This window comes from Flavobacterium sp. HBTb2-11-1 (assembly GCF_009826975.1).
GTDB lineage: Bacteria > Bacteroidota > Bacteroidia > Flavobacteriales > Flavobacteriaceae > Flavobacterium.
Genome location: NZ_WUMO01000009.1, coordinates 86336 through 110903, shown reverse-complemented (window position 1 = coordinate 110903; position 24568 = coordinate 86336). Strand labels below are relative to the sequence as shown.

At 32.0% G+C, this 24568-nt stretch carries 23 protein-coding genes; 12 read left to right on the top strand and 11 right to left on the bottom strand.

Annotation, left to right across the window (positions count from 1 at the left end; genetic code table 11):
• Window positions 1-38: 38 nt before the first annotated feature.
• The 7 genes from GR162_RS18895 to GR162_RS18865 all read right to left on the bottom strand — a co-directional run bounded on the left by GR162_RS18895 (window position 39) and on the right by GR162_RS18865 (window position 7108).
• On the bottom strand, window positions 39-1370 hold the full coding sequence (locus GR162_RS18895) for a DUF58 domain-containing protein (RefSeq protein ID WP_035690549.1): 1332 nt from the start codon (window positions 1368-1370) through the stop codon (window positions 39-41).
• Between the two features lie 22 nt (window positions 1371-1392).
• The gene (locus GR162_RS18890) at window positions 1393-2004 is read right to left on the bottom strand and encodes a hypothetical protein (RefSeq protein WP_160783389.1); all 612 of its coding nucleotides are present in this window, start codon (window positions 2002-2004) and stop codon (window positions 1393-1395) included.
• Between the two features lie 157 nt (window positions 2005-2161).
• The gene (locus GR162_RS18885) at window positions 2162-3175 is read right to left on the bottom strand and encodes a MoxR family ATPase (protein WP_160783388.1); all 1014 of its coding nucleotides are present in this window, start codon (window positions 3173-3175) and stop codon (window positions 2162-2164) included.
• Window positions 3176-3213: 38 nt separating this feature from the next.
• The gene (locus GR162_RS18880; RefSeq protein WP_160783387.1) at window positions 3214-4416 is read right to left on the bottom strand and encodes a DUF4350 domain-containing protein; all 1203 of its coding nucleotides are present in this window, start codon (window positions 4414-4416) and stop codon (window positions 3214-3216) included.
• Window positions 4409-5182: a DUF4129 domain-containing protein gene (locus tag GR162_RS18875; RefSeq protein ID WP_160783386.1), complete on the bottom strand. Its 774-nt coding sequence runs from the start codon at window positions 5180-5182 to the stop codon at window positions 4409-4411. Before GR162_RS18875 ends, GR162_RS18880 begins: the two co-directional genes overlap by 8 nt.
• Window positions 5175-6131 (bottom strand): hypothetical protein, encoded by a 957-nt coding sequence (locus tag GR162_RS18870; RefSeq protein WP_160783385.1) that lies wholly within the window; start codon window positions 6129-6131, stop codon window positions 5175-5177. Before GR162_RS18870 ends, GR162_RS18875 begins: the two co-directional genes overlap by 8 nt.
• Window positions 6131-7108 (bottom strand): stage II sporulation protein M, encoded by a 978-nt coding sequence (locus tag GR162_RS18865; RefSeq protein ID WP_160783384.1) that lies wholly within the window; start codon window positions 7106-7108, stop codon window positions 6131-6133. The genes GR162_RS18870 and GR162_RS18865 overlap by 1 nt, the downstream gene beginning before the upstream one ends.
• 20 nt (window positions 7109-7128) lie before the next feature.
• Between GR162_RS18865 and GR162_RS18860 the strand changes: the two genes are divergently transcribed.
• The 6 genes from GR162_RS18860 to GR162_RS18835 all read left to right on the top strand — a co-directional run bounded on the left by GR162_RS18860 (window position 7129) and on the right by GR162_RS18835 (window position 12877).
• A complete protein-coding gene (locus GR162_RS18860; protein ID WP_160783383.1) occupies window positions 7129-7872 on the top strand; it encodes an RDD family protein in 744 nt (247 codons plus the stop codon).
• Window positions 7873-7979: 107 nt separating this feature from the next.
• Window positions 7980-8825 carry a hypothetical protein gene (locus tag GR162_RS18855; protein ID WP_091130880.1) on the top strand — a complete coding sequence of 282 codons (846 nt, stop codon included), beginning with the start codon at window positions 7980-7982 and terminating at the stop codon, window positions 8823-8825.
• 84 nt (window positions 8826-8909) lie between these two features.
• Window positions 8910-9512 carry a trimeric intracellular cation channel family protein gene (locus GR162_RS18850; protein ID WP_008462233.1) on the top strand — a complete coding sequence of 201 codons (603 nt, stop codon included), beginning with the start codon at window positions 8910-8912 and terminating at the stop codon, window positions 9510-9512.
• Window positions 9513-9514: 2 nt separating this feature from the next.
• On the top strand, window positions 9515-10462 hold the full coding sequence (locus GR162_RS18845) for a GNAT family N-acetyltransferase (protein ID WP_160783382.1): 948 nt from the start codon (window positions 9515-9517) through the stop codon (window positions 10460-10462).
• Window positions 10459-11601, top strand: a complete 1143-nt coding sequence (locus GR162_RS18840) for a DegT/DnrJ/EryC1/StrS family aminotransferase (RefSeq protein ID WP_160783381.1) — start codon at window positions 10459-10461, stop codon at window positions 11599-11601. The genes GR162_RS18845 and GR162_RS18840 overlap by 4 nt, the downstream gene beginning before the upstream one ends.
• Before the next feature lies 1 nt (window position 11602).
• A complete protein-coding gene (locus GR162_RS18835; RefSeq protein ID WP_237421396.1) occupies window positions 11603-12877 on the top strand; it encodes an O-antigen translocase in 1275 nt (424 codons plus the stop codon).
• Here GR162_RS18835 and GR162_RS18830 read toward each other — a convergent pair.
• Window positions 12874-13758 (bottom strand): glycosyltransferase, encoded by an 885-nt coding sequence (locus tag GR162_RS18830; protein ID WP_160783380.1) that lies wholly within the window; start codon window positions 13756-13758, stop codon window positions 12874-12876. The two genes, GR162_RS18835 and GR162_RS18830, sit on opposite strands and share 4 nt — an antisense overlap.
• 103 nt (window positions 13759-13861) lie before the next feature.
• On the opposite strand from GR162_RS18830, the gene GR162_RS18825 reads away from it, so the two are divergent.
• Window positions 13862-14707, top strand: coding sequence for a glycosyltransferase family 2 protein (locus GR162_RS18825; protein WP_160783379.1), 846 nt, complete (start codon window positions 13862-13864; stop codon window positions 14705-14707).
• The gene (locus tag GR162_RS18820) at window positions 14694-15107 is read left to right on the top strand and encodes an FdtA/QdtA family cupin domain-containing protein (RefSeq protein WP_160783378.1); all 414 of its coding nucleotides are present in this window, start codon (window positions 14694-14696) and stop codon (window positions 15105-15107) included. The genes GR162_RS18825 and GR162_RS18820 overlap by 14 nt, the downstream gene beginning before the upstream one ends.
• Here the strand turns inward: GR162_RS18820 and GR162_RS18815 are convergent.
• Genes GR162_RS18815 through GR162_RS18805 form a run of 3 tightly spaced genes read right to left on the bottom strand, consistent with a single transcriptional unit; the run spans window position 15094 to window position 17603 of the window.
• Window positions 15094-16029 carry a glycosyltransferase family 2 protein gene (locus tag GR162_RS18815; RefSeq protein ID WP_160783377.1) on the bottom strand — a complete coding sequence of 312 codons (936 nt, stop codon included), beginning with the start codon at window positions 16027-16029 and terminating at the stop codon, window positions 15094-15096. The genes GR162_RS18820 and GR162_RS18815 overlap by 14 nt on opposite strands.
• Window positions 16030-16035: 6 nt before the next feature.
• A complete protein-coding gene (locus GR162_RS18810; RefSeq protein WP_160783376.1) occupies window positions 16036-16920 on the bottom strand; it encodes a glycosyltransferase in 885 nt (294 codons plus the stop codon).
• Window positions 16920-17603 (bottom strand): cell division ATP-binding protein FtsE, encoded by a 684-nt coding sequence (locus tag GR162_RS18805; RefSeq protein ID WP_091131383.1) that lies wholly within the window; start codon window positions 17601-17603, stop codon window positions 16920-16922. Before GR162_RS18805 ends, GR162_RS18810 begins: the two co-directional genes overlap by 1 nt.
• 332 nt (window positions 17604-17935) lie before the next feature.
• On the opposite strand from GR162_RS18805, the gene GR162_RS18800 reads away from it, so the two are divergent.
• The 4 genes from GR162_RS18800 to GR162_RS18785 all read left to right on the top strand — a co-directional run bounded on the left by GR162_RS18800 (window position 17936) and on the right by GR162_RS18785 (window position 24472).
• Window positions 17936-20950, top strand: a complete 3015-nt coding sequence (locus tag GR162_RS18800) for a tetratricopeptide repeat protein (protein ID WP_160783375.1) — start codon at window positions 17936-17938, stop codon at window positions 20948-20950.
• 109 nt (window positions 20951-21059) lie between these two features.
• Window positions 21060-21923 (top strand): PhzF family phenazine biosynthesis protein, encoded by an 864-nt coding sequence (locus GR162_RS18795; RefSeq protein WP_160783374.1) that lies wholly within the window; start codon window positions 21060-21062, stop codon window positions 21921-21923.
• 131 nt (window positions 21924-22054) lie between these two features.
• A complete protein-coding gene (locus GR162_RS18790) occupies window positions 22055-23809 on the top strand; it encodes a TonB-dependent receptor (protein ID WP_160783373.1) in 1755 nt (584 codons plus the stop codon).
• Between the two features lie 132 nt (window positions 23810-23941).
• Window positions 23942-24472, top strand: a complete 531-nt coding sequence (locus GR162_RS18785) for a GNAT family N-acetyltransferase (RefSeq protein ID WP_160783372.1) — start codon at window positions 23942-23944, stop codon at window positions 24470-24472.
• Window positions 24473-24568 lie beyond the last annotated feature (96 nt).

Genomic DNA, 24568 nt, shown 5'->3' with positions numbered 1-24568 from the left:
ATCTGTAAAATAACCATAAGTTAACAGATTAAGCAAGACTATAAAATTCCTCTCGATTTAATCTCCAAATATTTATTAATGGCGTCAAGCGTAAGATTTTCTGGCTGCGTTAAGACAGAATGGATTCCATATTTCTTCAATTCGTTTACGATTAGGCGTTTTTCGAACATGAATTTTTCGGCAATTACTTTGTCATAAACTTCCTGAATTGTAGTGGTTTTTTTATTGATGATGCTGTTCAATTCTGTATTGCTAAAGAAAACTACAACCAATAAATGGCTTTTGGCAATTCCTTTTAAATAAGGTAATTGACGATTTAAACCGTCCATGGTTTCAAAATTGGTGTACAAAATTATTAAACTTCTCTGATTGATGTTTTTCTTAATGTCGACATACAATCTGCTGTAATCACTTTCGAAGAAATCGGTTTTTACATTGTACAAAGTTTCTAGGATTTTTTGCATTTGCGAACCTCTTCTTTCGGCAAAAACTCTGTTTTCTACTTTTTTAGAAAAAGAAAAAAGTCCTGCTTTATCTTGCTTTTTCAGGATGACATTGGATAAAACCAAAGCCGAATTAATCGCATAATCCAATAAACTTAATCCGTCAAAAGGCATTTGCATAACGCGCCCTTTATCAATTGCCATATAGACAGATTGCGATTTCTCGTCTTGAAACTGATTGACCATAAGCGAATTTCTTTTGGCTGTAGCTTTCCAGTTTAAAGTTCGCAAATCGTCGCCTTGAACATATTCTTTAATCTGTTCAAATTCCATTGTATGACCGATTCGTCGTATTTTTTTGATTCCGTATTGAAATAAGTTATTCGAAAAAGCAATCAAATCGTATTTTCTTAACTGAATATAAGAAGGGTAGGTCGGAACCATTTGATCTTTATCAAAAATAAATCTTCTGGAAATGAGTCTTAATGGAGATGAAACATAAATGTTTAGAGAACCAAAATGGTACTCTCCGCGTTCTGTCGGGCGAAGATCATAACCAATTTCTTTTTGCGTCGCTGCTTTTATTGTTTTTACAATTTTGAAATCTCGAACTTGAAATTGAAACGGAATTTCATCAATAATTTTAACCGAAACGGGAAAAGTATAATGGTTTTTTAAATTAATTTTTATCGGATTTAAATCACCATTTGATAATTTTTCTGGCGTAATTCTTTCAGCTTCGAGTCCTGTTCTTGCCAAGTATAAAAGCAAAATGTCAAGCCCTAAAAAAGTAACTAAACCCAAAACAAGCAGCCACACAGCATTATACATATTCGGAAAAATAAAAGCGCAGACAAACAATCCTATAATGCCAATGAGTACATAGAAAAAGAAATTGTTCAGATATAGACTTTTTATGAATTTCAAGTTTTTTCGGTTTTATGTTTTTCTAATAAATTTTAGTGAAGTCATTAAAATCAAAGCCTTCTAAAGAAGCTATTTTCCAAACTCCTCTTTCTTTAATGGTTTTCACTTTGTATTTAAAATCGCCCTTCCACGACCAAGTCCAATCAAAAGACGCTTTATCGTTTTCAATCTTCAGATGGTTGATCGTCATTGTTTTCCAAAAATTTTCTGGGCTGTCTTGGCAATTGCACCACGGATTAGAATCGCTTCCAAATGGAGGTAAATCTCCCTCAAGCCATTCTATTTTTTTAGTTTTAAGATTTGAGTCTATTCTTAAAGCGATTTTATTGTAATTGTCTAAAAACTGTTGCGAAAAGAAATTGGTTTTCTTCAGTTCTTCCAATCTTTTTTTATGTGAGTTTAAATCTAAGCCAATGTATTTATCTCCTTTTTTGTTTGAAATAGGATTGAAATCATTATTGCTATTTTTAGTTTCAACCCATTCGTATAATTTCTTTACTAAAATTTCAATTTCCTGTTTGTCGTTTTTGAAATAAAAAGATTTTTTTTGGGTTTCTAAAACGACAGCATCTGCAGATTGAAAAACAAGCAGCAACAGAAGGGAGAATGATATAAGAAGTTTAGTTGTTTTCAATGTTTTTTTGTTTTTTATTGTTTCAAGTTTCAAGTTTCAGGTTTTGCTTTTCTTTGTCAGGTTGCGAGGAGTCGAAGCTCTTTGCGCTCTTCGACTTCGCTTAGGGTGACAATTTAACTTTTAAGTTTGTTCACCATTAACCATTCACAATTCATAATTATCTCGGAATTTCTACCGTTTCAATAATTTGTTTAATGATTTCTGGACTTGTAATGCCTTCCATTTCGCGTTCTGGCGCTACAATCACACGGTGCTGTAAAACTGGAATTGCGGCTTCTTTAACATCTTCTGGCGTTACAAAATCACGCCCGCGGATTGCAGCAAAACCTTTTGCGGCGTTCAAAATCGCGATAGAAGCACGAGGCGAAGCGCCAAGATATAAAAAGGCATTTTCGCGAGTATTTACTACAATTCGGGCAATGTATTCCAACAAGTTTTGTTCTACTCTAATTTGTTTTACCAAACCTTGATATTCTTTAATTTCCTCACCAGAAAGAATCGTTTTAATAGCATCCAGCTTTCCGTGATCTTGCAACGAATGTTCTCTCTGAATGATTAAAATCTCTTCGTTCAATTTCGGATAATCAATTGTAATTTTAAAAAGGAAACGGTCCAATTGCGCCTCAGGTAAACGATAAGTTCCTTCTTGCTCTATAGGATTCTGAGTTGCGATAACCAAAAATGGCGCTTCCAATTGATAAGCAGAACCATCAATTGTAATCTGGCGTTCTTCCATTACTTCAAAAAGCGCGGCTTGTGTTTTTGCAGGAGCACGGTTGATCTCATCAATTAAAATTAGATTAGAAAAAATTGGTCCTTTTTTGAATTCAAATTCTGAGTTTTTCAGATTGAAAATAGAAGTTCCCAAAATATCTGAAGGCATTAAATCGGGAGTAAATTGGATTCTGCTGAAACCAATATTTAAGGTTTTAGACAATAATTTTGCCGTAATGGTTTTGGCAACTCCTGGAACACCTTCTAAAAGTACGTGACCGTTTGACAAAATAGCAACCAAAAGCTGATCTACCATTTTATGCTGTCCTACGATTACGGTTTCGATTTCTTTTTTGATCGTATTTACGTGATCTAAAAGCGGTCCTAAATTAATTCTTGTTTCAAAATTCACATTTTCATTTGTGATTTCGTTTGATGTTGTATTGATATCGTCCATAATTTGGTCTATTTTCTTTTTGAATTTCGTTTAGAATTTTAATGTAAAATCTTTTCTATTGCTGTATTTATTTTAATCAAATCTTCTTCTAGACTTCCATGATAACTATTTCTGTGATCGTTGATTAACTGAACCACATCGCGAATATCTTTTTCGTCTTTTCCTGTTTTATAATGCAATTTCATTATGAAATCGTCATCAAGTTTGCTGGTGTCAAGCAGATAATCGGTTCTGATTTTTTCTAAAAAGTAAATAATCTTTTTATCAATAATATTGGTATGATCGCCTTCTTGATAATATAAATTTCCAATTGTTTTGGTAAAATCAACGGTTAGATTCTGCAATGGTTTTATGATCGGAACGATTCGCTGCTTGCGTTTTGCATTGAAAATCATAAAAATAAGAATTCCGATTAAACCTAAATACCAAGCCGATTTTAACGCGGGCTGACTCCAGATATATCGCATCGGAGAACTCGAAATCCTTTTATCATTAAGAGTTTTATTGTACCAGAATACGTTTCCTTTCGGAATATAAGAAAGAATATTTTCTGCATATTGATAATGATCTTTTTTCAGCAGATTGTAATTGGTAAAAGCCACTGGCTGCGTATGCAGATAGAGATAGCCGTTTTTATAAGGGACTTCAATAAAATTAATCTGTTTTTCCTTTTTACGGTTCATTTGGTATCCCAAAACCTTTGTGTTTAAAGTGTCTATTTTAGAAAAATAATCACTTAATCCAGTATTAAAAGTATATTTTTTTGCGCCAGCTTTTTTGTTTGCCATCCAAACCGAGATGCTGTCATTGGGCATAAAATCGGTTTTCAGTTCTATTTTCAAAGAATCTAGCAATACTTTCGGGAAGACTTTCATACTCAAAAAAGCATTATTCCCGTGAGAAACAAAATATAGAATTTCTTTCATGGATTGCTGGTCAATATTATCGACTTCAGAAATATTCATAAAAGTACCTTTAACTTTATAGGTTTGTACATTTTCGCTAGAATTATATTGAGAATCCAAATATTCATAAGGCGTCTGCGTAGAAATTCTTTCTACTTTCTGCTTAAAAATACCGTCAGCTTCTTGGTCGAAAACGTATAATCCAAACGGGATTTTATCTTCAACAGAATACGTTGGACTCCAATCAATAGGTTTTGGCTGTCCTTTGTCTACGAGCAATGTTATTCCGAAAATTAAAACCAGAATAGCAATGTATATTTTAACTTTATTATCCATTGCCAAAGGTTTTTAATGCTTTTTTAAATCTATTTTCTGTCTTTCTGAATGTTGCATCATCAATTTCAAATTCACCATACCAAATATAATTGTACAGATAAGAAAGATAAGTAAACTCTTCTTTGTGAGCAGGATTATGCAGTTCGTACAAATAATCCGAATTGGTTTTTTCGATATCCCATTCAATATAATGATGTTGCGCCATTACTTTTAAAAGCCATAAATAATAATATCGCACGGCAATCCTCTTTTCGCCAGCTTCGATGCTTTCTTTAATAAGTTTTTCAAAATCTAAAAGATGGATATTTTTTTCGGCATCAGAATAAAACAAAGCTCTTTTGTCGGCATTCTTTCCAAAAATCCACATTCCTTCTCGTTTGATTAATGCCTTGACAATAAAGTATATTAAAAGTATAACAACCAGAACAGCAATTATTCTAAACAAAATTGAAATAAAGTTTAGAGATGATTTTACGCTTCCGAAATTAAACAAATTGGCAATTTGTCTAGCGAGCCAATGTTTAAAATGATCCCACCAGCTTTTTTCGGGTTCTTTGTATTCGTAAACAAAGTCCTTATCGTTATATTTTTTGTTGAAATCCTTTTCAAAATGTCTGGCTTCTACAGCTCCAGAATCTACCTTGATATCTTTTTCGGTATACTTAATTCCAGCAATTTTTGGAGGATTTTCTTCAACCAGAGTATCTTGAGCATAGAACGGACTCAGACAGAAAAGAAAATATAAAATAATAACAAACCTATTCATTTGTAGTATCTCCAATTAAATCAATTGATTTCGATTCTTGTTTGTCTCCTGACTCTAAACTATAATAAATCATTCCCTGATTCACGATAATAATGTTGTTGAAAATGTTGCCAAGAACAATTAGCACAATTACGACAATCGTTATAAAGCCAATCAGTAAAGGCGAAGATTCTATAGAATCTGTATGGTCTGAAGCAGAATTGCCAATTAAATAGGCTAAAGCGATAAACATACCCACAAAGTACAAACACATTGTTATGGCAAACTGGACAAACTGCATTATCATCATAATAATAAAAGTTGTTCCAATTGTATTCCAAAAATCCAATTTTACTAAATCGTAAGCGTGTTTTAGAGATTCAAAAAAGCGTTTTTCTTCTGTAAGATAACTGTAAAAATGCAGGTTTAAAAAGGTAAATAATGCTGGTAATGCAATCATTATCAGTGGAATTCCAATAATAATGAAGCACAGAAAAAACAAGATGATTAAGGCAATTATTAAAACCGGAAAAACTAAAAACAAATAGCCTATGCTGAATTTTATTAATTTAAAAAGAACTTTAAAAAAACTTGCCGAGAGATCATTCACTTCAAGATCTTCTTGGCCAGCAGCAATCAATTTTAAATATAAAACCGGATAAGCATAATTAAACAATGACATGATAAAGAATAAAAAAACGCAGATAAATACCAATGCAATGACCAATCCTTCATTATGATTGAAGTATTCAAGAAGATCGCTTTTTAATTGATTGTTTTCGAGACCAGATTCTTGGATGTGTTCAAAATTGACTTTAAGGAGCGTATAAATTACTATGGCAAAAAGAAGTAAAAATGCTCCATTTGTGATAAAAAATATCTTGAAAAAGTTCTTTCCGTAATTTTTGAAAAAAGTAAAAGTATCGCCTAGATTATCACCTAATTGTCTTTTTCTGTAAAGCTCGAACATTATAAATGAATTGGTTTTGAAGTTATTTTTTTGTGTACAATAAATGGGTATATCAAGTAGTAAAATGAAATTATTGCCAGTGTCAATAAAATAATAAAACTACTTAGCCAATTGGGCATATCGATTGAATATCGTGTAATAAAACCTTCTAAAAATCCAGCGCTTATGGTGAAAGGAAAAGTGCTTAAGAATATTTTAAAGCTGTTTTTGAAACCGATTTTAAAAGAATTTACTCTAGAAAAAGTTTTAGGAAATAGGATGGAAGCTCCTAAAATAAATCCAGCTGTAGTCTCGATTACGATGGCAAAAATCTCCATAGAACCGTGAATCCAGATGCCTCGAACGCTTTTCCAGAAAACGCCTTGTTCGTAGAAAAAATACTGAAAAGAACCGAGCATAATACAGTTTTGAAGAAAAACATTAAAAGTTCCGATTCCTGCAAAAATTCCGTAGAAATAACATCTCGCACCTACAAAAAGGTTATTGACCGTAATGCCAATAAAACTTCCCCAATTGCTGCCCGAACCATATACGGCCATCGGATTGCCTTTTTTGATGTTTTCTAAAGTCATATTTACATAATCGTCACCTAAAATGAGGCGCACAAAATCACGATCATAACGAGCAGAAAGAACTCCGATAGAAACGGTAACAAAAAATAAGGCAAATGCATAAACCAAATACCTTCTGTATTCGTAAACCAATAAAGGGACTTCGATTTTAAAGAAATCTACAAGCCGATTCTGATCGGTGCGTTTGGTTTTATAAATTTTTTGATAAATCTGAGAGGCAAGATGATTGAGATACACAACCGTTTTACTTTTAGGATAATACGTTTGAGCATACGACAAATCATTCATCATTTGAATGTACAAATTAGCTAATTCATCAGGATTTTTTTTAGCTTTACCAAAAATTGCCAGCTCAAACTCGAGCCATTTTTCTCTGTTTTGTTTTATAAAGGCGATTTCTCTCATTGTAGGCTAAAATATGAAATATGTCAGAATTATCTATTAATACGACACAAAATGTCAAAATAAATTTTATTGCGGCTTCGGTTGGTGAAAGACTGGGTGCTTTTTTTATCGATTTGTTTATTGTAATCTGTTATATAACAGCACTTTCCATAATACTTTTTGATTGGCTGGAACTCGATAGATTGATGGTTAATTTAGACGGCTGGTCGCGTGGAGCAATTTTTTTATTATTGTATTCTCCCGTTATAGTTTATTCGCTGGTTTTAGAAAGTGTTTTTGAAGGACAGTCGCTTGGCAAAAAATTACTGAAAATTAAAGTCGTAAAAATTGACGGTTATCAGGCAGGTTTTGGAGACTATTTAATTCGCTGGTTTTTTAGAGTAATAGACTTTTTTACTTTTTTCGGACTTCCGGGACTTATCACGGTTATTACGAGCCAGAAATCACAACGATTGGGAGATATGGCGGCAGGTACTGCAGTGATTACTTTAAAAAATAAAATCAACATTAGCCATACTATTCTAGAAGATATTGGCGAAGCTTATGTGCCAACGTATCCTTTAGTAATAAAGCTTTCAGATAATGATATGCGTATTATTAAAGAAACTTATCAAAAAGCGGCTGCTAAAAACGATCATGAGATTATTTACAAGCTCGTTGCTAAGATCGAAAGTGTTACAGGAATTAAAAATCAATCTGGAAACAACAGTGATTTTATAAGAGTGATTTTAAAAGATTACAATTTTTACACGCAAAACATGTAATTTTTTTATTTGAAAAATTGTTTGATTTTTCTGTTTTTTATTGATAATTTTTTAAAATTTCTTTGTAAATTTATATATAGATAATTAATTCATAAATTTCCAAACAAATGAAAATTACAAAGCCTTTTCTCGTATTACTAGTACTATTGTCTGCTTTTGTGAGTTTTGCCCAAAGCGGAAAAAAATTAGATAAAATTATAAAAAGAGATTATCAGATTATTGAATGCACAGTTTTAAAAATGTCTGATAAAACAGTAGAATATTCACTTCCGGGAGAGACCGTTCAGATTTCGCTAGACGTTTCTCAGATTGCCAAAATTGATTTTGCAAGCGGAAGATCTCAAACCTTTGATATTTCTCCAAACACTAGCAGTGCTGATCAAAGTACAAATATTGCAAGCGCTGAGATGAAACGTAATACAATTGCCGTATTGCCAATTCCGTATGTAAATGCAGATAATCAGCAAGGTTCTGAAGATATGGCAAAATTTGCTCAAAACGATTTGTACAACAAATTGTTAGATAAATCTTCAAACATTTTTCCGCTAACAGTTCAGGATTTAAGAACAACAAATAGTTTGTTGCACAAAGCTGGAATCGACCATAATAACATTGACGAAACGCCAATAGAAGATCTTGAAAAAATATTAGGAGTTGATAATATTGTGGCCGCAAAAGTTTCATACACAATTGGAACCGGTACTACAGCTACCACATATAACAGCGGAAATGCAAAAGTGAGCGACAACAACAAAAAAGTAACCACAAATGATATTTCTACAACAACCGCAAACAATCAGACGTATTACTATTATACGGTCTATTTTGACATGTATAGAAATACAGATAAAATCTATTCACAAACCCGTAAGCCTTTGCTGGCAGTAAAAGACGGTTGGATGGATTCTATTTCTTATTTATTAAAAAGAAGTCCGATTTACGTGAAAAAATAAGAAACGTTTATGAGTAAGAGTTGTTAACATTATTCGGTACAACTTTGTAACTTTGACCCTTTGCATCTTTGTAACTCAAAAAAAATGTTTCACTTACTTGATATTATTGGGACAATGGCGTTTGCAATGTCAGGCGCCTTGACCGCAATGCACAAAAAACTAGATCCGTTTGGGGTTTTTATCATTGCATTTGTAACTGCCGTTGGAGGCGGAACACTTCGCGATGTCTTAATCGGAAGAACTCCTGTGGGCTGGATGCGTGACATGCAATATGTGTATGTGATCATTTTAGGATTTTTTCTAGCGATTCTTTTTAGAAAAAGTTTCGATAAGCTTCGAACTTCATTGTTTCTTTTTGATACAATCGGGCTCGGAGTTTTTACTTTAATTGGTTTAGAAAGAGGAATTCTAACAGGACTTCATCCCGCAATTTGCATTGCCCTTGGCACCATGACAGCTTGTTTTGGAGGCGTAATTCGTGATATTTTGTGCAACGAAATTCCAAACGTTTTTAGAGAAGAAATCTATGCCACAATCTGTATTTTTGGCGGAATGGTATTTTTTGGATTGCGAAAACTAAATTTAAACGACGACATTTTATATTTAGTTACCTCGCTTGTGATTATTGTGATTAGATTAATGGCAGTAAAGTATAAATGGCATTTAAAAGCATTTGATCATAAATAGAGATGAAATATACCATAAAAAAGTATTCTCAAGAAGATTATTCAATTTGGAACGATTTTGTCGCTCAAGCCAAGAATGCCACGTTTTTGTTTCACCGCGATTTTATGGAATATCATAAAGATCGTTTTGATGATTTTTCGCTTTTGATTTTTGAAGATGAAAAACTACGCGCTATTCTTCCCGCGAATAAAAAAGAAAATGCCATTTATTCGCATCAAGGACTTACTTACGGCGGATTGGTTTATTTGCCGAAATTGAAAGCAGAAAAGGTTGAATCCATTTTAGATGAAATTTTACTTTTTTTGAAAGAAAATAAATTCGAAACCTTTTATTACAAACCAATCCCGAATTTTTATTTTTCTGAAGGAAACGCAGCAATGGATTTTTTTTTGTTGAAAAGGGGAGCGATTCTAGAACGAAAAGAAATGAATTTAGCAGTTAATCTGCAAGCTCCTTTAAAGATTTCTAAAAGCAAAATGAAGCATTTTAGAAGAATCGAAAATTTAGATTTGGATATTTTTGAAGAAGAAAATTTTGATCCATTTTGGGAAAAAATTCTTGAGCCAAGATTAGCAGAAAAATTTAATGTAAAGCCAGTGCATTCCAAAGAAGAAATGGCACTTTTGAAATCTAAATTCCCGAAAAACATCAGACAATATTCTGCTTACAGAAATGATGAAATTATAGCTGGAATAACGATTTTTGAAACCAAAAATGTTATAAAATCGCAATATGGCGCCACCTCAAAAACAGGAGAAGAATTTAGAGCGCTAGATTTTTTATTCATTAATCTGATTCATAAATACAAACGAAAAGGAAAGCATTTTTTCGACATGGGAATTGTGGGTGAAGAAAATGAATTAGGTTATAATCAGGGACTTTTAGTCCAGAAAGAAGAATTAGGCTGTTCTGTTTATAATCAAGACTTTTATAAAATACAAATAAAGTGATACCATTCTTAGACCTAAAAAAAGTAAACGAACCGTATGAAAGCGCTTTTCAGGAAAAACTGAAATCGGTTTTAGAGAACGGCTGGTATATTTTAGGGAAAGAAGTGGAAACATTTGAAAAAGCTTTTGCCGAATATTGCCAATCAAAATATTGCATTGGAGTAGGAAATGGTTTTGATGCTTTGGTTCTTATTTTTAAAGGCTATATCGAACTCGGAAAGCTCAAAAAAGGCGATGAGGTTATTGTTCCAGCAAACACATATATTGCAAGTATTTTAGCCATTTTACAAGCCGATTTAGTTCCTGTTTTGATCGAACCAAGATTAGAAACCTACAATATAAATCCAGATTTAATTAAAGAAAAAATCACTTCAAAAACAAAAGCCATTTTAGCCGTTCACTTATATGGACAATTGGCTGAAATGCAAAAAATAAGCGAGATTGCAGAAAAGAATGATTTGATATTGGTTGAAGATGCAGCACAATCTCATGGAATAGAAAGGTTTAAATTCCAAAATTTAAATTCCAAATTCCAATCGCACGAAAATCTAAAATCTAAAATCAACAATCTAAAATCAGCAATCGCTTACAGTTTTTATCCAGGCAAAAATCTTGGCTGTTTAGGCGATGGAGGAGCAATTACAACAAACGATTCTGAGTTGGCAAAAGTGCTTTTTTCGCTTCGAAATTACGGTTCAGAAAAAAAATACCACAACGAATATGTTGGCGTAAATTCGAGATTAGACGAACTGCAAGCGGGTTTTTTAAATCTAAAACTTCCCAATTTAGATTCTGATAATGAAATAAGAAGAGCAATTGCAAAACGATATATATCAGAAATTAAAAATGATAAAATTGTGCTTCCGTTTTGGGATTTTTCTACTAATCATGTTTTTCATTTGTTTGTCATTCGAACAGAAAAAAGAGAGCATTTACAAGAATATTTAGCTCAAAATAACATCCAAACTGTTATACATTATCCAATTCCTCCGCATAAGCAAAAAGCTTTTTCGCAATGGAATAATTTGTCATTTCCGATAACTGAAAAGATTCATAAAGAGGTGTTAAGTTTGCCAATGAGTCCAGTTTTGACAGAATATGAAGTGGATTATATTGTTGAAATTTTAAATCAATATTAGTTTGAGTTTTTATAGAAAAATAATTCAAACGAATTTGTTTAAGATTACTTCTTTAAACAGTTTGAGTGTTGCTTTAAAAATCGGAATTGGATTAATTACTTCAAAAATATTAGCAGTTTTTGTTGGGCCAAGCGGAATGGCTCTAGTTGGAAATCTTCGCAATTTTTTGACTTCATTGGAAAATATCGCCACTTTAGGTTTTCAAAATGGAATTGTAAAATACACTGCTGAAAGCGAAAAAAGTAGAATTGAACTTCAAAAAATAATTTCGACCGTTTTTATTGCTTTAATAGGAGTTGCGATTCTCTTAAGCATTATTCTTTTTTGTTCAGCTTCTTATTGGAATGAAAAAATCTTTGAAGATAATACAGAATATTTAATTGTTTTTAAAACCTTATTGTTTGTCTTGCCAACTTACGGACTTTCTATATTTTTTATTGCTGTAATTAATGGTTTAGGCAAGTTTAAAAAAGTAATTAGTATTAATATTATTGGAAACATTGTAGGGCTGTTGACTTCTGTTTTTCTGATAATTCAATTCAAAACCATTGGAGCTTTAATAGCTATTATAATTGCTCCAGCATTGCTGTTTTTCATCACGTTTTATTTAGTTCAAAAAGAGATTCAGATTTTTCAATTTATAAAATTAGATGTCTTCGATTTTAAAGTTTTGAAAAATCTTTCGGCTTATTCTTTAATGACACTGGTTTCGTCTGTTTTCGGTCCTTTTGTATTTCTTGCAATTCGAAATCATATTATTCAGGATTTAGGAATAGAACAAGCTGGATATTGGGAAACCATGGCGCGAATTTCAAGCTATTATTTAATGTTTGTCAGTGCAATTTTGAGTGTTTATTTTCTGCCAAAATTGTCCAAAGCTCAAAATAATCAGGAAACTAAAAGTGTTTTTTTGCAGTACTATAAATATATTTTACCAGTTTTTGCACTTGCGTTGGCAGTACTTTATTTGAGTCGCTTTTTTGTTATTCAATTGCTTTTTACAAAAGAATTTTTACCTGTAACCGATTTGTTTTTTTGGCAGCTTTTGGGTGATGTTTTTAAAGTTTGCGCTTTAATCTTGGGGTATCAGTTTTTCGCAAAAAGAGAAACTTTGATGTTTGTTTTAACCGAATTCTTTTCGTTGTCAGTCTTATATTTTTCTAGTTTGTATTTTATTAAAGAATTTCAAATTGAAGGTGTTGTTATGGCTTACGCCTTTGAAAATTTAATCTATTTACTTGTATTAGTTTTTTACTTTAGAAAGAACTTATTTTAAAAACGCAGTTTTATTTCAAGAGGGATATATTTTATAAATAACCAAAAATCTAAGGTTCTATAGGCTTTTTCCATTTCAAAATGCAGTCTTTTCATCAGCGCCTTATTCTCTTCTTGTGTTTTATTTAATGCAATTGCCTTTTTTATAACCAAATAGGAGGAATGGTTTATTTTTCTGGTTCGCGAATTAAATTTTTTATAAAATTGATTGCCCAAAGAGGAACCAACTTCTCTTTTTTGAACTAAAATGGAATCAATGAATTCAAAATTATAATTTCTGGAAGCTCTAATCCAAAAGTCCAAATCTTCATAAGCAAGATTTTCGTCGTAGCCATTAAGCTGTTCCAAAACTTCTCGCTTCATCATTGAGGAGACAGAACAAATCATGCTGCTTTGATTTAACATTGCTAAATAAATATCTCCTGAAGCGGGTTTTTTTATCGTTTTTTTTTCGGTGTCAACTTCATAATAATAACGAACATGATTGTTGTTTTCTGAAATTACTTCGGCATTTCCGTAAACTACAGCAAGATTTTTTTTATTAGAACTTAAGAAAGTATTCACTTGTTTTTCAATACAGTCCTTCAATAGAATATCATCAGCAGCTAAATCTATTATATATTCTCCTTTTGCAAATTGAAATGCTTTATTAAATGTTTTAGTATTTCCTAAGTTAATTTTGCTTGAAATAAACTGAACTGTTGGATAATCTTTAAGCCAATCTACGATAACTTTTTTAGAATCATCATTGCTACAGTCGTCTGCAATAATAAGTTCAATGTTTTGATAGCTTTGGTTTAGTACCGAATTTAATGCTTCAACTACAAACTTTTCATGATTGTAACATAAACAGATAACAGAAACTAAAGGTAGGTTTTGCATAAAAAGAATTGCGCTTTGAAACATCCAAAATTAACGAATATTGTAAAGGTTTTATAAAAATTAAATAACAAACTATATTTAGTATTTCTATATTTGTTTTACCATGAAAAATGAGGCAAATAGCTTTTTTGAAGAAGATGACATCGAAATTTTAATTTCTACAATGAATCGAGATTCATTAGATTTTTTAATTCCAATGTTTCCTTATTCGCATTTTTCTAATTTTTCAATTTTAATTGTAAATCAAACCCAAAAAGAGAAAATTTTAACTTCAGATTTTTCTAATATAAGAGTTATAAATTCCTTCGAAAAAGGTCTGGCAAAAAGCCGAAATTTAGCTTTTGAAAATGCTATCGGAAAAATTCTAGTCGTTGCTGATGATGATGTTGTATATCAAGAAGGATTTACCGCCAAAATAGTCGATGCTTATAATAAATTCCCCCAAGCGGCTGCGATAAATTTCTCAGCAGTAAATTCAAATGGAAGTTTACTTAAAAAATATCCTCTAGATTCTAAATCCAATTTGAATATTTTTGATATTCTGAATACAAGTTCAATAGAAATGACTTTGAATAAAAAGATTATTAATGAATCGGAAGTTTTATTTGATGAAAATTTTGGTTTAGGAGCAATTTTCGAAATGGGAGAAGAAGCCATTTTTTTATCAGATTTGAAAGCAAACCAGAAACAGCTTGTATTTGAACCTCAGTCTATTGTAATGCATAAAAATCAGACTTCTTCAGAAAAGAAAAGTCTGGTTGATAAATATTATATACAAGGTGCACTATTTTCGAGAATGTTTAAGAAGAAATATATTTTCTGGCTCTATCTCAAACTGTTTTTTGATTTAAAGCAGAAAAAAATAAAATTTGATAACATAAAGACCGTTTTAGAAAGTGCAAAAAAAGGACATGTAAAATTTGAACAAATCCAAAATGAAAATAAATAATAACGGTTTCCAAATTATTCCGATCCCGAAAATTGAGGAGCGAAGAGGGAATTTATCTGTAATTGAAAATGATACTATTCCTTTTGATATTAAAAGAGTGTATTATTTATATGACGTGCCAACAGGATCTGAGCGAGGCGGACATGCGCATAAAGAACTTCAGCAGTTTTTAGTTGCTTTAAGCGGTAGTTTTGATGTGGTTATAAATGATGGAAAAGAGGAAACAATTATTGCCTTAAATAAACCATACGAAGGTCTCTTGATTAAATCTGGAATTTGGCGGGAATTGAGAAACTTTTCTTCAGGTTCTATTTGTCTGGTTGTGGCTTCAGAAGTCTATATCGAAGAAGATTATATTCGGGATTTTGATGAATTTGTAAAATATGCTAATCATAGATAGAAAAATCAAACCCAATTCTTTTTAGAGTGTTTTTTGATTTTAAAAATATGCGTAGAAAAACAGAAGGCATTTTTAATAAAAGCTGAATTTTTAAACTAATATTTTGTGGGGCAACATCTTTTAGATAAAAGTTCGCTTTTTCCTTATTTCCAAAAATATAATACCGTAGACCGTATTCGATTCTGTATAAATCTAGAAAATTTTTGAGTGACGAATTTTCTTTTTCAGATTGTTTGAACTGTTCAAAATCCATCAACTTCATTGAGTTTACATATCTTTTAGCAAGACTGTCTGGAATGTTATTGTTATAGATAGCTGTTGTTTTATTTGTGAGAGCAACAGTATGTTCTATGCCAATTTTAGTCCATAACTCTAAATCTTGGCCATTTGTAACTCCTGGCGTAAATCCTTGAAATTTTTGTAATATTTCTTTCGGAATTGCCAGAGATGAAGTCCATGTAATTCTAAAAGGTCTGTTTGAGAAAAAATAATCGGGAACAATTCCTCTAAAAGATTCATTGATTCCATTGTAAACAGGAATTTGAAAATGTTTTTTTGATATTCTGATTTTATGGCGTGAACAATAAATGCCACAATCAGGAAAATCGCGATACAAATTGGCTAATTCCTGCAAATGATCTGCAAACCAAAAATCGTCTGCATCCATAAATGCAATCAATTTTCCTTTTGATTTTTCTATCCCGAGATTTCGTGCAACTGAAACGCCTTGATTTTCTTGATTGTAAACTTGTATTCTGTCATCATTAAAACCGCGTACTAAAACTTCGCTATTGTCAGTCGAACCATCGTTTATTACAATGATTTCATAATCAATAAAAGTTTGGCTTAGAATACTTTTAATTGTGTTTTCGACATGATTTGCCTTATTGAATAAAGGAATAACAATAGAAAAAAATACCATGACAGTTTATTGTTTTAAATCACAATAATAACCCAATTTATAAAAATCTAATAAGTACAAATTAGGACTTTTTGAAGTCAAATTATTAAGGACCTGTTTTTTACTTATTTTGTACATCAATTTTAAAACTCCTGTTAAGTGAAGTTTTTTTAAAACTACATAAATCTTAGTCAGTTTAACGTCTTTAGAATCTATTTTTCTATAAGAAATTAAGTTGTAAAGATTTCTAACAGCTTTTTCGGTTTTATTGATAAAGTCTATACTGTTTTCATCATTGCAATGAATTAGTATATTTTCAATATGAGTAATAGGAACTGAATTTAACTGCAGCTTCTTTATAAAAACAAGGTCTTCGTAACCGTATTCATGTATGAATTCAGCAAAAGGATATTGCAGAAGAATTTCCCTTTTTAAAAGTAAATTCCAAGTAAAAACAAAATCATACTTGTTTTTAAGTCTTTGACTTAAAGTTTTTACTTCTCTGTTTCTGCCATATTTCCATCGAAGTGTTTTTTCTTTGGGAGGAATGCTGTCAGAGTATTTAACGCCTCCAGAAACTGCATCCGGTGTTTTTGATAACAAATCAATGTATTTTTTAAGATATGATTTGCTTTCTGGAAAGGCATCAGCTTCCATTATCAAAACATAATCATATTTTGATTTGGAGCATAATGAGTTGATGTTTCTACCTCTTCCTAAATTTTTTTTGTTAATAGAAAAAAAGCAGTTTTCTAAAGAATTTATTTGATTGTTTTCTTTAACAAATTTTTTGCTGGCATCATCTTGAACAATGATTTCATATATAATTCCTAAATCATCAGCTTGATGTTTAAGCTCTACAACAAGCGGTAAAACATCATAATTATAAACCGGAATTAAAATGGAAAGCATTACACGCTTCTTTGAACCACTTCGAAGATTCTTTCATCTTCACATTTCAAAGTCTTAGAAGGGAATTTCATTAATAAAGCATAATCGTGAGTTGCCATAATTACAGTTTTACCTGCGGCGTTGATCGCTTTTAGCACTTCTAATACTTCAGAACTCGTTTGCGGATCAAGGTTTCCTGTTGGTTCATCGGCCAAAATAAATTCTGGATCGTTAAGCAATGCTCTTGCAATCGCAACACGTTGCTGTTCTCCGCCAGAAAGCTGATGAGGCATTTTGTTTACAAAATCTTTCATGCCTACTTTGTCCAAAACTTCATCGATTTTGTGCTGCATGGCTTCTTTTTCTGTCCATCCTGTTGCTCTCAAAACAAAAAGCATATTGTCTTTGATGGAACGGTCTGGGAGCAGCTTAAAATCTTGGAAAACGATTCCAATTTTACGTCTTAAATACGGAATATCGTTTTCTTTTAAAGTTGCCAAATCAAATTCAACAATATGTCCTTCGCCTTCAATTAACGGCAAATCAGCATATAAGGTTTTTAGGAAACTACTTTTTCCAGAACCAGTTTTCCCAATAATGTAGATAAACTCACCATGCTTAACATCTAAATTAATGTGAGATATAATTTTTCTTCCTTCTTGATATATAGTGACTTCTTTAAGAGACAGTACGGTTTGTGACATAATAAAATTGGTTTGAATGGTAAAAGTACTAAGATAACGCTTGTATTCAAAATAAATTTCTCTGATTTCTGAATAAAATTGCGAAAAATGACAATAAAAAAAATAACCATATAAGTTATATAAGCTCATTTTTGATGCACGAGTGTAAAGGTTCTTGCTTATAATAACTTACATTGTTTATACGGTTTAAAAATAAAGTTTGAAAAGCCGCGATTTGACGTTTTATAAAGCATATAATAGCATTAGTTTGATAATTTGTTCATAATAAAACGGCAAAACGTTTCGTTATAACCCGTATAAAATGATACATTTGAATACTAAATATTATTAAAATGCGTAAACTTTCCAGGTTCTTTTTATTCCAAATTTTCCTTGCTTCGAGTATAGCTTCAGCACAAAAATCGGCTATTTATACTTACGAATTAAAGGATTTTGACAAAGCACTGGCTTTATATAACGATAAACAATATGCTTCGGCACAACTGATTTTTGAAAAAGTAAAATACAATGCGACTAACGAAGAAGTTCAGTCAGATTGTGCGTACTATATTGCCAATTGTGCGATAAGAACCAACAAAGCAAATGCTGATGCTTTGGTGGAACAATTTGTGAATGATTATCCGACGAGTACCAAACAAAATCAGGCTTATATTGAAGCCGCGCAATATTTTTTCGAACAAGGGAACTATCCAAAAGCTTTACAGTGGTTTGATAAGGTAGATGAAAGTTACATGAGCAAAACTGAGTCTGATAAGTTTAATTTCATGAAAGGCTACAGCTATTTTAATGCTAAAAAGAAAAAAGAAGCTACCAATTATTTTAATAAAGTTGTCAATTCTAAAGAATATGGTTCGCAGGCAAAATATTACTTAGGTTTTATGGCGTATGAAGGCGACGATTACAAAGAAGCAACTAAATATTTTGATGAGGTTTCTGGCGAAGAAAAATACAAAGAAAAACTTTCGTATTATCAGGCTGACATGAATTTCAAATTAGGAAATTTCCAAAAAGCGATTGATTTAGGATTGGTAGCCATGAACAAATCGAACGATATTGAAAAATCGGAACTGAATAAAATTATTGGAGAAAGTTATTTTAACTTGAAGCAATACGGAAAAGCAATTCCATATTTAGAAAAATATGCTGGTAAAAAAGGAAAATGGAACAACACCGATTTTTATCAGTTAGGATATGCGTATTATGAGCAGAAAGACTACGAAAAAGCAATTTCTCAATTCAATAAAATTATTGAAGGAAAAGATTTTGTTGCTCAGAATGCTTATTACCATTTAGGTTTAAGCTATTTAAATACAGGTAAAAAGCAAGAAGCTTTAAATGCTTTTAAGAATGCTTCTGAAATGGATTTCAACGCGCAGATTCAAGAAGATGCCGCTTTAAATTATGCTAAATTAAGTTACGATATCGGAAATGCTTATCAAGCCGTTCCAGGTATTTTATTAGATTTCCTTAAAAAATATCCAAACAATTCTAGCCGTGCAGAAGTAGAAAAACTTTTGGTTGATTCTTATATTTCTTCTAAAAACTACAAAGAAGCTTTAGTTTTATTAGAAAAAAATAGATCTGCTGAGAATAAAGCAGCGTATCAAAAAGTGCTTTTCTATCGCGGATTAGAATTGTACAACGAAAATAATTACCAAGAAGCGGGTAAAATGTTCAGAAGTGCGATCAGCGAACAAAAAACGCCTGAGTTTACAGCACGTGCCACTTTCTGGAAAGCAGAAACAGAATATTTGAACGACGATATACAAAATGCTTTGTTAACGTACAAGCAATTTGCTGGAATGGCTGCTGCAAAATCTACAGATGAATATAAAAACATCAATTACAATATTGGTTACACGTATTTTAAACTGAAAGAATACGATCAGGCTGCAAATTCTTTTCAAGCTCAGATTGATAATTCGCCTTCAGACAAAGTTCGTTTAAACGATTCTTATTTGCGTTTAGGAGACTGCCGTTTTGTGACTTCAAAATATAGCGCTGCTAACGAGGCATACGCAAAAGCGATTGCGGCTAAAGGCGTAGATGCTGATTATGCGCAATTCCAAAAAGCACTTTCTTACGGATTCATGTCAAATAATGCGAAGAAAGTCGACGAATTGAATAATTTCCTTCAGATGTACAAAAAATCGTCTTACAGAGATGATGCTTTGTTCGAATTAGGAAATACTTACGTTGCAGAAAAGAAAAACGATCAAGCTTTGAAAACGTATGATCAATTGATTTCAGAATTCCAAAACGGGTCTTTTACTTCAAAAGCAATCTTAAAACAAGGTTTGATTTATTATAATTCAGATCGCGATCAGCAGGCTTTAACGAAATTTAAAAAAGTAGCGGCTGAATTTCCAAAAACGCCAGAAGCTTTAGAAGCGGTTTCAACAGCAAGATTAATCTATGTTGATTCAGGAAAAGTAGACGAATATGCAACTTGGGTTCGTACTTTAGATTTTGTTGAGGTTTCAGATGCTGAATTAGATAACGATACTTATGATGCTGCCTTTAAACAATACAGCCAAAATAATAGCAAAGCGGCAATTACAGGTTTTGGAGGTTATGTGAGTAAATTCCCAGCAGGATTACACGCTTTAGAGGCTAATTTCTATTTGGCGCAATTGTATTATGCTGAAGGTTCTGAGACAAAATCGACATCAAATTACCAATATGTAATCGATCAGCCTAGAAATGAATTTACAGAGCAGGCTTTAAATAGATTAGCTCAGATTTATTTGAAAGCAAAAGATTGTGATAAAGCAATTCCGGTTTTAAAACGTTTAGAAGCCGAAGCTGATTATCCGCAGAACAAGACTTTTGCGCAGGCAAACCTAATGAAATGCTATTATGACAAAAAAGATTATGACAATTCGGTTACTGCTGCTGAAAAAGTTTTAGAAAACCCAAAATCGGATGCTGGAGTAAAAGCAGACGCACAAATCATTGTAGCAAGAGCGGCGATTCAAACAGGAAACGAGGATAAGGCTAAAATTGCTTACGCTAAATTAATGACAACTTCAAAAGGAGAATTAGCAGCAGAAGCGTTGTATTACGATGCCTATTTTAAAACCAAAGAAGGGAAATTTGATGCTTCAAACACCGCTGTTCAAAAATTGGCAAAAAGCTATTCGGCGTATAAATATTACGGAGCAAAAGGTTTGGTGTTAATGGCGAAGAACTTCTACGGACTAAAAGATAGTTATCAGGCGACTTATATTTTGGATAACGTAATCAACAATTTTACAGATTATCCAGATGTTGTCGAAGAGGCGAAAAAAGAATTGAGGGCTATTAAAGCAGAAGAGTCAAAAACAAATTCGTCGATTAATAGATAAGAAAAAAGATAATAGAGTATAGAGAAAAGAATAAAGAGTATAGATATTAAAGCAAAGATTGGAAAGTCTATTCTCTATGTTCTATTTTCTAAAAGAAAAAAAGAAAGAAATGAGTTTACCTTTTTACATAGTTGATGTTTTTGCTGATAAGAAATATGCCGGAAATCAGTTGGCAGTTTTTTTAGATGCTGAGAATTTGAGTTCGAAAGAAATGCAACAGATTGCGCGCGAGATTAATTTTGCGGAAAGCACATTTGTAACCAAACTGGACAGAGAAAACAATAAAGCAGAAATAAGAATTTTTACTCCTGCTCACGAAATGCAGTTTGCAGGTCATCCGATTATTGGGACTTCTTGGGTTTTGATGAATAAGATTTTTGAAAATTCGCCTAACGAAATAAAATTAGAAGTTCCGATTGGGCCAATTGCAATCAATAAAACCGAAGATTTGATTTGGTTAAAAGCAGCACAGCCAAAGTTTTGGGATGTTTTTGCAAAAGAAGATTTTCCGTCTTTCAGTAACTTGACAATTGATGATTTTGACAATCAATATTTGATACAAGAAGTGACTACGGGAAGTGCATTTGTAATTGTTCCGTTAAACAGCAAAAGAGCTTTGGAGAATTTAGTTTTAGATAAAGATAAAACCGATAAATGGTTGAAACAGCATTGCAAAACAGATCACAGAGGACTGTATTTTTATAGTTTTGAAGATTCGAAGCTGGCAACCAGAATGTTATGTGTAGAAAATAATCAATTGGTGGAAGATGCAGCAACAGGAAGCGCAAGTACTTGTCTGCAGGCCTATCTTTTAAAATATCATTCTCCTGTAATTGAAGTAACAAACCATCAGGGAGATTACATTGGCCGACCGTCTGAAATTTATTTTGATGGAAAACTTAGCGGAGATCTGTTTGATATTAAAATAGGAGGAAAAGCTCAGTTTGTGGCTAAAGGAGAGTGGGAAGCTTAAACAAGATTATAGAAAATAGAACAAAGAAAAAAGATTTTAGAATATAGAAAGAGAACAAAGAGTTTTTAGGATAAGAATTAGATAAGTCTATTTTCTATACTCTTTTCTCTATACTCTTAAAAAGAAGAAATATGAAATTAAATTGCCAGTATAAAATTATCGTTTTGCTAGTATTATTTGCTGTTCAGTTTTCGTTTGCACAGGTAAAGAAAAATGAAAGCATCGGAACTGAGACTGTGAATGTAGTAAAACCTTATTCGCCGACTGTTTCAGATGCTTTTAAAGTAAAAGAAACACCTTCGCTTGACGATAGCGGGAATCAGCCGAAAGAAGTAATTAAATATAGTATTCTGTCTGTTCCTGTGGCTTCTACTTTTACGCCTTCAAAGGGAAAGGCTGAAGGTGTGGAAAAAGCTAAAAAAGAAAGATTGTTTAATAATTACGCGACTTTAGGACTTGGAAATTACAGCACTTTGAACGGTGAATTATTCGTAAATCAGGATTTGGGCAATAATGATTATGTAGCCGGAATGTTTCGCCATCACTCTTCTCAAGGCGGAATTAAAGATGTTGAATTGAATGATGAATTTTACGATACATCAATAAATGTTGGTTACGGTCAAAACAATAGAGATAATACTTGGGGAGTCGATTTAGGATATCAAAACCAAATTTATAACTGGTACGGACTTCCATCAGATTTTGGATCAACAATTCCAGATCAGCGTTATGATTTGGTAAACAGCATTAATCCAGACCATTCTTATAATACCATTTGGGTTGGCGGAAATGCAGAATTTACAGAAAGTATTTTTAGTAAGCTTTCTGCGAAATTCACTCATTTTGCAGACAGTTATTCTTCATCAGAAAACAGATTTTATGTAAAGCCTACTTTTACAGTTGATGTAATGGATCAGGCAATTAAAACCAATGTAATTGTAGATCATGTAAGCGGATCTTTTAAAAACAATTATTTTCAAGATAATACAGAAGCTTTAAAATACAGTTTTACAAATGTTGGAATCGAACCAAGTTTTGTAATCAATGAAAACGAATGGACATTAGAACTAGGAGCTGGAATATATTATAGTGCAGATTCTGAAAACAGTGGCAATAAATTTTATTTCTATCCAAAAGTAAATGCTTCATATAGATTGGTTGGCGATTTGATGATTTTTTATACAGGAGTTAATGGAGCTTTAAACCAAAATTCGTATGCCGATTTTGTGACCGAAAATCCGTTTTTGTCTCCAACTTTAAACATGCGTCCATCAAGCACACAATACAATGTTTTTGCAGGTTTGAAAGGGAAATTGGCAAACAATGTAAATTATAATTTGACTGCTTCTTATTTGAACGAAAAAAACAAAGCTTTGTTTAAAGCAAATGATTATACAGAAGTAATTACAAATGAAGATTATGCTTTCGGAAACTCATTTGGAGTAGTGTATGAAGATATTAGAACATTCCGTTTCTACGGAGAATTAAAAGCTGATTTCTCTCAAAATGTAACTTTCGGAATCAACGGAACTTTTAATAGTTATAATACAGACAATGCAGTTGAAGCATGGAATTTGCCATCAATGAAATTAAGTTCGACTTTAGACGTTAATATTACAAAGCAATGGTACGCAGGATTGAATGTGTTTTATGTTGGCGAAAGAAAAGATATGCAGACCAATACTTCTTTAGGAATTGATGCTACGCCAATTACTTTAAAAAGCTATTTTGATGCTAATGCTCATGTTGGATACAAATTCAACGAGCGTTTGACGTTTTTCTTAAAACTGAATAATATTGGAAATCAAGCTTACGAAAAATGGTTGAATTATCCTGTACAAGGATTCCAAGTTTTAGGAGGTGCAAATTATAAATTTGATTTTTAAGGCTTAATGCCACAAAGACACTAAGGCACAAAGATTTTATAAAAGATAAAGTGCCTTTTTTTTCAGCCATGGGCTCATGAATTTTTTGGAGTAGATTCGTGAATTCGTGGCTGTTTTTTTTAATTTTATAAAATGGAAATTATATTACGTCAAGAAAATAAAAAAGATTTTGAAAGTGTTTTTCAATTAATAGAAAAAGCTTTCGAAAAGGAAGAATACAGCGATCATAAAGAACAGTTTTTAGTAGAAAGACTTAGAAATTCTGACGCTTTTATTCCTGAATTGTCTATCGTTGCAGAACTTGATAATAAAATAGTCGGGCATATTTTATTTACTAAATTGAAAATTAAAAATGATTTAAATTCATTTGAATCTCTAGCACTTGCTCCAGTTTCGGTTTTACCAGAATTTCAAGGAAAAGGAATCGGCTCTAAACTTATTTTACAAGGACATGAAAAGGCAAAAAGTCTAGGTTATAAATCTGTTATTTTATTAGGTCATCAAGATTATTATCCAAGATTTGGATATGAACTTTGTGAAAAATACCATATCAAAATGCCTTTTGATGTTCCAGCAGAAAACTGTATGGTTATTGCATTAGCAGAAGACGGTTTAAAAGATGTAAATGGAGAAGTGGTTTACCCAAAAGCTTTTTTCGAATAAAATTTGAAAAATCATTCTTAGCGCCTTAGTGCCTTTGTGGCAAAACAAAAAAAACTTTGCACCTTTGCACCTTAGAACCTCAGTACTTTTAAAAAA

Coding starts and splice junctions, on each gene's coding strand:
- GR162_RS18830 (WP_160783380.1), bottom strand. CDS start 13,758: ATGCAAAACCTACCTTTAGTTTCTGTTATCTGTTTATGTTACAATCAT.
- GR162_RS18785 (WP_160783372.1), top strand. CDS start 23,942: ATGGAAATTATATTACGTCAAGAAAATAAAAAAGATTTTGAAAGTGTT.
- GR162_RS18795 (WP_160783374.1), top strand. CDS start 21,060: ATGAGTTTACCTTTTTACATAGTTGATGTTTTTGCTGATAAGAAATAT.
- GR162_RS18875 (WP_160783386.1), bottom strand. CDS start 5,182: ATGAATAGGTTTGTTATTATTTTATATTTTCTTTTCTGTCTGAGTCCG.
- GR162_RS18865 (WP_160783384.1), bottom strand. CDS start 7,108: ATGAGAGAAATCGCCTTTATAAAACAAAACAGAGAAAAATGGCTCGAG.
- GR162_RS18855 (WP_091130880.1), top strand. CDS start 7,980: ATGAAAATTACAAAGCCTTTTCTCGTATTACTAGTACTATTGTCTGCT.
- GR162_RS18820 (WP_160783378.1), top strand. CDS start 14,694: ATGAAAATAAATAATAACGGTTTCCAAATTATTCCGATCCCGAAAATT.
- GR162_RS18825 (WP_160783379.1), top strand. CDS start 13,862: ATGAAAAATGAGGCAAATAGCTTTTTTGAAGAAGATGACATCGAAATT.
- GR162_RS18800 (WP_160783375.1), top strand. CDS start 17,936: ATGCGTAAACTTTCCAGGTTCTTTTTATTCCAAATTTTCCTTGCTTCG.
- GR162_RS18860 (WP_160783383.1), top strand. CDS start 7,129: ATGTCAGAATTATCTATTAATACGACACAAAATGTCAAAATAAATTTT.
- GR162_RS18790 (WP_160783373.1), top strand. CDS start 22,055: ATGAAATTAAATTGCCAGTATAAAATTATCGTTTTGCTAGTATTATTT.
- GR162_RS18880 (WP_160783387.1), bottom strand. CDS start 4,416: ATGGATAATAAAGTTAAAATATACATTGCTATTCTGGTTTTAATTTTC.
- GR162_RS18870 (WP_160783385.1), bottom strand. CDS start 6,131: ATGTTCGAGCTTTACAGAAAAAGACAATTAGGTGATAATCTAGGCGAT.
- GR162_RS18810 (WP_160783376.1), bottom strand. CDS start 16,920: ATGCTTTCCATTTTAATTCCGGTTTATAATTATGATGTTTTACCGCTT.
- GR162_RS18845 (WP_160783382.1), top strand. CDS start 9,515: ATGAAATATACCATAAAAAAGTATTCTCAAGAAGATTATTCAATTTGG.
- GR162_RS18850 (WP_008462233.1), top strand. CDS start 8,910: ATGTTTCACTTACTTGATATTATTGGGACAATGGCGTTTGCAATGTCA.
- GR162_RS18805 (WP_091131383.1), bottom strand. CDS start 17,603: ATGTCACAAACCGTACTGTCTCTTAAAGAAGTCACTATATATCAAGAA.
- GR162_RS18885 (WP_160783388.1), bottom strand. CDS start 3,175: ATGGACGATATCAATACAACATCAAACGAAATCACAAATGAAAATGTG.
- GR162_RS18815 (WP_160783377.1), bottom strand. CDS start 16,029: ATGGTATTTTTTTCTATTGTTATTCCTTTATTCAATAAGGCAAATCAT.